7 protein-coding genes are annotated in these 8,142 nt (G+C 59.1%); 6 read left to right on the top strand and 1 reads right to left on the bottom strand.

The window, feature by feature from the left end:
• The first annotated feature begins 21 nt into the window (after positions 1-21).
• From RJQ10_RS12635 to RJQ10_RS12660, 6 genes are all read left to right on the top strand, one after another.
• Entirely contained in the window at positions 22-921 is a 900-nt protein-coding gene (locus RJQ10_RS12635) for an alpha/beta hydrolase (protein ID WP_350147116.1), read from the top strand.
• 79 nt (positions 922-1,000) lie between these two features.
• Positions 1,001-3,331 (top strand): CaiB/BaiF CoA-transferase family protein, encoded by a 2,331-nt coding sequence (locus RJQ10_RS12640; RefSeq protein WP_350147118.1) that lies wholly within the window; start codon positions 1,001-1,003, stop codon positions 3,329-3,331.
• A 49-nt stretch (positions 3,332-3,380) separates the two neighbouring features.
• The gene (locus RJQ10_RS12645) at positions 3,381-5,066 is read left to right on the top strand and encodes an N-acyl-D-amino-acid deacylase family protein (RefSeq protein WP_350147120.1); all 1,686 of its coding nucleotides are present in this window, start codon (positions 3,381-3,383) and stop codon (positions 5,064-5,066) included.
• A gap of 370 nt (positions 5,067-5,436) precedes the next feature.
• On the top strand, positions 5,437-6,465 hold the full coding sequence (locus RJQ10_RS12650) for an aldo/keto reductase (RefSeq protein WP_350147122.1): 1,029 nt from the start codon (positions 5,437-5,439) through the stop codon (positions 6,463-6,465).
• 41 nt (positions 6,466-6,506) lie between these two features.
• A complete protein-coding gene (locus tag RJQ10_RS12655) occupies positions 6,507-6,920 on the top strand; it encodes a nuclear transport factor 2 family protein (RefSeq protein ID WP_350147124.1) in 414 nt (137 codons plus the stop codon).
• Positions 6,921-7,098: 178 nt separating this feature from the next.
• Positions 7,099-7,488 carry a nuclear transport factor 2 family protein gene (locus RJQ10_RS12660; protein ID WP_350147126.1) on the top strand — a complete coding sequence of 130 codons (390 nt, stop codon included), beginning with the start codon at positions 7,099-7,101 and terminating at the stop codon, positions 7,486-7,488.
• 39 nt (positions 7,489-7,527) lie between these two features.
• Here the strand turns inward: RJQ10_RS12660 and RJQ10_RS12665 are convergent, their stop codons facing one another.
• Positions 7,528-7,653: a hypothetical protein gene (locus RJQ10_RS12665; protein WP_350147128.1), complete on the bottom strand. Its 126-nt coding sequence runs from the start codon at positions 7,651-7,653 to the stop codon at positions 7,528-7,530.
• Positions 7,654-8,142: the final 489 nt, after the last annotated feature.

The raw sequence follows: 8,142 nt of genomic DNA on the forward strand, positions 1-8,142 counted from the left end.
GACTGGCCTTGGAGGTGAGTTTTGGCTAGCGAAGTTCACGATAAGATTGTCCAGGCCATGGTGGCCCAGCTCGAGAACCCGCCCGCGCAGCCCCCGTCGCTTGAGGAGCAGCGAGCGCAGTCCGAGCAGGCGGCATTGGCCACGCCACTGCGCGACGATGTGGTGTGCGAGCCCGTCAACGCGGGGGGCGTGCCTGCCGAATGGGTGAGTACCTCCCAGTCCGAGGACGCGCGAGTCGTCCTGTATCTGCACGGTGGCGGCTACGTGTTTTGCTCCATCGGCACACACCGCGAGCTCGCCTCCCGCATTGCGCGCGCCTCCCGCGCCCGGTGCCTGGTTCTGGACTACCGGCTCGCGCCTGAACACCCTTTTCCCGCCGCGCTTGAGGACGCGACGGCGGCCTACCGCTGGCTGCTCGCGCAGGGCGTATCACCGCAAACCCTGGTCGTGGCTGGCGACTCCGCGGGCGGTGGCCTGGCGCTAGCCACGTTGTTCTCGCTGCGTGACGCGGGTGATCCGTTGCCGGCCGCTGGCGCGTGTCTGTCCCCCTGGACGGATCTTGAGATGACAGGCGACTCCACGAGGCCCGGCGCCGTCGACGATCCGCTCGTGACGCTCGAATCCCTGACGGGGATGGCTCAGCATTACGCGTCGGAGTCTGACCTGCGATCGCCGCTCGTGTCCCCCGTGCACGGCGACTACCGGGGTTTGCCGCCGCTCCTGATCCAGGTCGGCACACGCGAGGTGCTGCTCGACGATTCCGTGCGCGTGGCCGAGCGGGCGAAGGCCAGCGGTGTCGACGTTTCGCTTGAAACCTGGCCCGGCCTGGTGCATGTGTGGCCTCTCCTGGCGCCTACGGCTCCGGAGTCGGAGCAGGCCGTAGCGCGCATCGGGGAGTTCGTCATCAAGCACACGGGGTAGTTGGTGATGCCCGATGACTGCGCGGACCTCAAGGCCGAGGCAGCCTGTAAGATCACGACTTAATGAAGACTTGAATAATATGTCAGAAGCAATTGATAGTGAAAGCGGCGCGTTCCGGGGTCTGCGCGTTCTGGACCTGTGCGCTGACCTGCCGGGCTCCTTGGTGTGCATGTTGCTCGCCGACATGGGCGCGGACGTGCTGCGTGTGCAGGCGGACGATGATCCAGGAAGCGTTCATCCCGGCTTCCTGTGTTGGAACCGCAATAAACGCCGCGCCCCGCCCGACCGCGCACACGAGCTCGCGCTAGCGGCCGATGTGCTCGTGGCCGATTCTGTGCAGCCCGGACTCGAACCTGCCTTGCTGCGTGCAAGCAACCCGGGCCTGATCTACGCGACGCTGCCCCCGTACGGCCGTACAGGGCCTTACGCCGACCTACCCTCCGACCACGCACTGCTGGCCGCCATGAGCGGTTCGTCCTTCCGCCAGTTCAGCTGGGAAGACGTGCCCGTGTACCGTGTGACACCCCAGCTTCACTACGCCCACGGCATTCTGGCGGCGAGCGCGATCGCTTCATGCATCTACGAGCGGGACCGCAGCGGAAAGGGACAGGAGCTTAGCGTGTCTGGACTGGACGCCTTCGCCGCCACCTCGAGTAACGTCCTCGTTCGTCCACTGGCGGGCGCCGGCAACTTGGCCAACCTGAGGCGGCTCCAGCCCGGGGCACGGGGCATCGCCCCGAACTTTCGGCTGTATCAGTGTGCCGACGGGGAATGGCTGTTTCTGGGCACCCTGGTCTTCGAGCACTTCGTGCGCGCGCTCGACGTGCTCGACCTGCTCGACATCATGGTCATGGAAGGTATCGAAGGCGAGTTCGCGAACGTCATGCGCCCCGAGAACGTCGGCCGCGTCATCGCGCGGCTCGACGCGCGCTTTGCCGAGCGACCGCTCGATGACTGGATGGCGCTGCTGCGCGAGCACGGTGTTCCCTGTGGCCCGGTCGACACCCGCCAAAACTGGTTCGCGAGCGAGACAGTTGCCGCGAACAAGATGCGCGTGGGCCTGGATCACCCGCAACTCGGGCGCGTCGAGTTGCCTGGCGTTCCGGTCAAGCTGAGTGAGACGCCGGGCCATGTGCGCCAGCTGATGCGCGACGCGGAGCCTCCCGAATTTTTCCCCCGCGCGGTCCGCTCTCTGTCGGACCGCCAAATGTCGGGCGGCGTCTCGGCACCAGTTGCCCGAGGTCCCCTCGCCGGCGTCCGCATCCTGGACCTGGGCAGCATTATCGCGGGCCCGTTCACCAGCACTGTGTTAGCGAATTTCGGCGCGGACGTCATCAAGGTAGAGCCTCTCTCCGGCGACTCATACCGCGCCTACGAGGTGGACGTTGTTGGTATCAACCAGGGAAAGCGCAGTTTGGCCCTCGACATTAAGCAAGCCGAGGGCCGCGAGGCCTTTTACGATCTGGTGAGGCACTCCGATGTGGTGTGCGATAACTACCGCCATGGTGTGCTCGAGCGTCTGGGAATCGACTACGACACGCTGCGCGCGGTGAACCCGCGCATCATTTCCGTCTCGGTCACCGGCTACGGCCCCGTCGGCCCACTCTCGCGCGACCCCGGGTTAGATCCTACGACTCAGGCGCGCAGTGGCCTGTCGCGGGCGCAGGGCGGGGATGACGAGCCCGTGCTCGATGCGATCGCGGTGAGCGACGTCGGGAGCGCGCTGCTGGCGTCGTTCGGCATCGCGGTCGCACTGCACGCACGCGAGGCGACCGGCCGAGGTCAGAAGGTCGAGACCTGCCTGGCGAATGCCATCGTGCTCACCCAGTCCGGCGAACTCACCTGGTACGAGGGCCGAGAGGACCCGCCGCTGGGCGGTCGCGACTGCCCCGGGATCTCTGCCCTCCAGCGCCTGTATCCCTGCGCGGATGGCTGGCTCGCGCTCTCGTGCACCCACGACGACCACTATCTCGCTCTGTGTGGCGCGCTTGGGCGCGAGGACTGGTCGGAGCGTTGGCCGCCGACGGCCGCAGGCGTGGAGCCACGGATTGGCGCCCTCGCGGCCGCGCTGGCCGAGGCTTTGGCGAAGCTACCAAGGGACCACGCGCTGGAACTTCTGGCAGCGGCGCGCGTCCCGGCAGCACCGGCGATCCGGGGGGACGACGTGTACGACAGCCCGTTCTTTGCCGCAAACGACTTCTTTCAGGAGGATCCGCATCCCAGCCTGGGCCCGATGTGTACCGTGCGTGGTTTCGCGCGCTTTGAGCGCACGCCCGCCGGTTTCCCGCGCCGCTCCCCGCTCCTGGGCGAGCACACGCGCGAGGTCCTGAGCGACGCGGGGCTCACTCCTGATCACATCACTCGGCTTCTGCAGGCGGGGATCGTCCTGGAGACGACAGAGCGGACTTAAGGAACGAGTTCAAGACATATTAATAGCAAAAACTCAAAAGGAGCCAGCCATGTCCCATGATCTTGTGATCCGTAACGGAACGGTCGTTGATGGCACCGGCGCAGCCAGGAAAAACGCTGATATCGCCATCGACGGTGATCGTATTACCAAAGTCGGCGAGGTGTCGGGTAAGGGCATACGAGAAATCGATGCGAGCAATAAAATCGTAACACCGGGGTTTATCGATATTCATACGCACCTCGATGCGCAAATTGCGTGGGATCCGTTCGGGTCTTCATGCTGCTATCACGGCATTACTTCAGCAGTCTTGGGTAATTGTGGTGTGACTTTCGCGCCCTGCAAACCGGAAGACCGGGACTATCTGGCTAATATGATGGAATCGGTTGAAGACATTCCCGCCGCTGTTATCCGTCAAGGCGTGCCCTTTAATTGGGAGACCTATGGCGAGTATCTGCAGGCCATCGACAAGATGGACAAGGGCATCAACTTTGGCGGAATGGTCGGTCATTGTGCGGTTCGTTACTACGCCATGGGTGAGCGCTCTCTCGGTCAGGAACCAGCCACTGCCGGAGACATCGAAAAAATCACAGCACTGGTCGATGAAGCCATTGCCTCTGGCGCGCTGGGATTCTCTACGTCCCGTACTTATATGCATAAGGTGCCGGACGGTCGTTATGTGCCGGGTACCTATGCAGATACCGAAGAACTGCTTGCCATCGGCCGCGTGCTTGGGAAGCACGAGAAAGGCGTATTCGGGGCGGCGCCAAGATTTGGTGAGAGGGACCACGAGGCACACCTGCCGAAGTCTCGAGCAGAGATTGACTGGATGAGCGAGATTTCTCGTGAGAACGATGTCAAGGTGACTTTCGGATTGGGGCATACTTATCGTCGACCGGATCTGTATCGCCAGATAATTGACTTTGTTGAGAAAGAAAACACAAAGGGTGCGGTGCTTCGCCCGCAAGCAACGACACGAGGGATCGGTGATTTATTCGGCATTCATCATCGCACGCCATTTGCTAACAGCAAGGCCTGGCTAGAGCTCTCAAAACTGCCGTTTGAGCAGCGCGTTGCTGCGCTGGAAAACGAGAAGATGCGGGCGCAACTCGCCAATCCGGAAGAGCCGATCATGGTGGATGTCGATATGTCGTTTGTGCTGACGGATGAAAATGTTGACTACACCTTCAACCCGGACAACACGCTAGCAGCTCATGCCAAAAGAATGGGCGTGACACCGGTTGAAGCATTTATAGAACTCAACAGACAGCATAAGGGGCGAGTAGTGGTCTGGTATCCGGAATACAACCAGAGCATAGAAGCCCTTAGGTACATGCTGAAAAACCCCACCGTTGCGATAGGCTTGGGAGACGCTGGTGCGCATGTGGGGCAGGTCATGGATGCAAGTGGACCAACCTGGCTGCTCTCCTACTGGGTTCGCGATACCGGCGAAGTTGAACTCGAAGATGCGATTCGCGGCTTGACATCGGATGCGGCTGATCTCTTCGGCATCAAAGATCGGGGTGTAATCAGAGAAGGTGCGTTTGCCGACATCAATGTGATCGACCTTGATGCGCTGGCAAGTGATCTGCCTGAATACAAACACGACTTCCCCGGTGGTGCGGGTCGTTACGTGCAAACCGCATCAGGCTACGATCATGTGATCGTCAATGGTCAGTGTTTTCTGGAGGCAGGTGAACACACGGGTGCTTTCGCAGGCGTTACGCTGAGGAGTTGAAATCACCTGGTGTTCTGATCCGTCCTAAAAGAGAACCATGATGAGTCAAATGTTAGGTATATGAAAATAGTGTACGCAAAACATGATATGTTTTATTGATTAATTGGATAAGCGCACATATTATTCACTTAATAAACGCGAATCTTATATCCCTGCCAGGTATGAGTATGAGCAGGAGCTCAAATCTTAACTGCACCTGAAGAGTCCCCGGGCCTGGATCTCTTACGTGCTGATGGCAACACCACTACCTCGGCTAAATGCTATGACGCAACGCATCCGGGTCGGCCCGATTTTAGTCCTGGCAGGGTTCGATTGACTGCTCAGTCTGCCCTTTTCGCCCGACCCGGCATTTCGATGGATGGAGGAAAATATGGAATACACGGCACTAGGAAACACAGGACTTTACGTATCCCGTTTGTGTCTCGGCACGATGAATTTCGGCGAGGGGCCGATGACGCCGGTGATTGGCGGACTGAGTGAGAAGGAGGTGAAGAGGCTGGTTGACCGAGCCTTCGATACCGGCATCAACTTCTTTGATACCGCGAACGCTTATACCATGGGCGAGTCCGAGGTATTGCTGGGCAAAGCCATCGGTACGCGGCGTGAAGAAGCGGTGATTGCCACGAAAGTCAATCACCCGATGGCCAATGATGTGAACTCACTTGGCACCAGCCGCAAGGCGGTCATGCGCGAAGTCGAGGGGAGTCTTCGACGATTGGGCACGGACTATATCGATCTCTATCAGACGCATGCGTGGGATGCGACGACACCGCTCGAGGAAACGCTCTCGGCATTCGATGCCCTGGTGAGGAGTGGAAAAGTGCGCTACATCGGCGTGTCGAATTTCACCGGTTGGCAGATCGCGAAAGCCTACGGCATCTGTGAAGCGCGAGGGTTTCAAAAGTTCGTCTCGGCCCAGTCTTATTACTCGCTGGTTGGCAGGGAGCTCGAGTTCGAAGTGCTTCCTGCGCTCAATGATTTGGGCATGGGTCTGATGGTGTGGAGTCCGCTCGCCAGTGGGTTCCTCAGCGGAAAATATTCTGGAAAAGGCACAGAAGCGGGGCGCCGTGCAGCCATTTCGTTTCCACCTGTTGACCCGGAACGAGGCGACAGGGTCGTCGAGGTGCTCATGGAGATCGCTGCCGAACACGATGCGTCCGCGGCCCAGATTGCCCTGGCGTGGTTACTTCACCAGCCGGGTGTTTCGAGCGTTATCATCGGAGCTCGTAAAATCGAGCATTTCGAAGACAACGTTCAGTCTGTGGGTATCAAGCTATCACAGGATCAGCTATCCCGGTTGAACGCGGTGAGCCAGCCTGACATACCATTTCCATTTCTGGATCTTAGCTTGCAACGCCGTCAGACCCTCGAAGAACAGTTTGCCAAGTTGGGAAACTGAGGCCCCGGAACGAGACCTTAAACCACTCATCAGGAGACTTCATGAGCGCCGAAGAAAACAAGAAACTCGTCGAGCATTTATATGCGGCAGTGGCCACGGGCGATTACGGACCGATGTTTGGTGCATTTGCCGAAAGCATGGTCTGGACCATCATCGGTTCGACACCCATCTCAGGTGTTTACGCGGGTATCAAGGAAATCCAGAGTGCTCTGGCTCCGAAAATGATGAACTCGTTTGAAGAGGTGCCAAGGATGATCGTCGACCGATTGATTGCCGACGACGACCATGTCGTCGTGCTCGCTCACGGAGAGGGCGGGCGAAGCAAAAACGGCACGGAGTGCAACAATACCTACTGCCACGTGCTGAGACTTGAAGACGGCAAGTTAGTCGAACTCATTGAGTACTGCGACACCGACCTGATCATGAAAGCAGGGCTTGGACAGGCCGCCTCGTGAGTTATCCTGAGCCGGCGCGTTAGTCACTGCGGGTATGCGGGCCTCCAGCAACAAAAATAACAGCCTGTAGATGTTGGCGTTATCGATTTCCCAACCAATAAGGCGATCCAGTCGATGGAACTGGTGCAGGCGTGCGAGGAGCGCGGCTCCGCGCCACATGTGACTGGGGGTAATAGCGATGGATCTTGAAGTAAACAAGCAGCTGGTATTGGATTTCTGGAAGGCGTTCTCGGAAAGCCGCTTTGATGATGCTTTGGAGATGGTAGCCGACGACGGCACCTGGTGGGTGCCTGGGTCAGGCGAGGGCGCCGGAGAGTATGCGAAGGATGAATTCGCCGCTTCGATCAAGGGCATTGGTGAGTATGCGCCAAACGGCATTCGGGTCACAGTCTCGGTGCTCACCGCCGAAGGCGACCGGGTGGCGATGGAGGCGGAATGCTACGGCAAGCTCGCCAACGGCAAGGTATACAACAACTTCATCCACGTGCTGCACATGATCCGCGACGGCAAGCTCGTGAAAATAAGGGAGTATATGGATACCCAACACGTGCGTGAGGTGTTTGGCTAGATTAACAGCTTCGCGCAGATACGCAGTAGTGTTGCCGAATTAGCGTTCGATCTCGCCGCCAGCCCCCCGCCAGCCGGCACTGGACTGCATCATTCGATATCCGGTCCTGAGTGGGTCGTAGGGTCCGCTGGCCAGGTGCATCATGCAGGCGTCGAAGTGCGCCATGATGTCCATGATCTCCTCCGCGAGTGCTACTTCCCTTCCTCTTCTTGTTGGCCGGAGGGTAAAGCCTGATGGGTTCGGCTCAATGCTCATATCGCTCAGGCGTGATGAAGACTCGCAGACCTCGATAGCCCCCGCCCGTAAAAGTGCCTTGGCGTTGCCATTTCGCAACACGGCTCAGCCGCTCGATTGCACCGCGGGCCCGTCAGGGGTGTAGCGGCCCTGTCCCATTCGGATTGATCTGTTGAGTGATAATATGCGCAAATACAAATTCTGTTTATTGTAAAACTTAAATTGCGTATAGTAATATTTTAATTATCACGCAAGCTACGATCTGAATGAGGAGAAACCCACTTGGCAACGGCATCTGAAAAGCACCCAGACCTGGACTTTGATCCGGACGCCCTGCGCGCGAAGTACCGCGAGGAGCGCGACAAGCGAATTCACCCTGATGGCAACGCCCAGTACGTTGAAATCACCGGACAACTCGCG

Source organism: Haliea sp., assembly GCF_040222615.1.
In the GTDB taxonomy this organism is placed as follows: Bacteria; Pseudomonadota; Gammaproteobacteria; order Pseudomonadales; family Halieaceae; genus Haliea.

What these genes read in the sequence shown, in the direction of transcription:
- RJQ10_RS12640 (WP_350147118.1), top strand. Translation starts at nt 1,001, where the DNA reads ATGTCAGAAGCAATTGATAGTGAAAGCGGCGCGTTCCGGGGTCTGCGC.
- RJQ10_RS12645 (WP_350147120.1), top strand. Translation starts at nt 3,381, where the DNA reads ATGTCCCATGATCTTGTGATCCGTAACGGAACGGTCGTTGATGGCACC.
- RJQ10_RS12650 (WP_350147122.1), top strand. Translation starts at nt 5,437, where the DNA reads ATGGAATACACGGCACTAGGAAACACAGGACTTTACGTATCCCGTTTG.
- RJQ10_RS12655 (WP_350147124.1), top strand. Translation starts at nt 6,507, where the DNA reads ATGAGCGCCGAAGAAAACAAGAAACTCGTCGAGCATTTATATGCGGCA.
- RJQ10_RS12660 (WP_350147126.1), top strand. Translation starts at nt 7,099, where the DNA reads ATGGATCTTGAAGTAAACAAGCAGCTGGTATTGGATTTCTGGAAGGCG.
- RJQ10_RS12665 (WP_350147128.1), bottom strand. Translation starts at nt 7,653, where the DNA reads ATGGCGCACTTCGACGCCTGCATGATGCACCTGGCCAGCGGACCCTAC.